Source organism: Mesorhizobium sp. WSM4989 (genome assembly GCF_029625795.1).
GTDB lineage: Bacteria > Pseudomonadota > Alphaproteobacteria > Rhizobiales > Rhizobiaceae > Mesorhizobium.
Genome location: NZ_JARTVN010000075.1, coordinates 1 through 233 on the forward strand (window position 1 = coordinate 1; position 233 = coordinate 233).

A 233-nucleotide genomic window follows, 5' to 3' on the forward strand; every position below is an offset into this window, starting at 1 on the left:
GCGCTGAACGAACGCCATGGCAAGCTCGACGTCTTGATCGGCAATGCCGGCATGCTTGGACCGGCGTCGCCGCTCGGCCATATCGAGCTGAAAGCCTGGAACGACGTGATCGCCCTCAACGTCACGGCCAACTTCCAGCTGATCCGCTGCATGGAGCCCCTGCTGCAGCGCTCGGATGCCGGACGCGCCGTCTTCATCACCTCAGGTGCAGCCAACAAGGCCAGCGCCTACCT

General features: G+C 63.9%; 1 protein-coding gene. It reads left to right on the top strand.

Features of this window, described 5'->3' with window-relative positions; genetic code table 11:
- Positions 1-233, top strand: a 233-nt coding sequence (locus P9217_RS30370) for an SDR family NAD(P)-dependent oxidoreductase (protein WP_278088348.1), incomplete at both ends; no start/stop codon positions are given.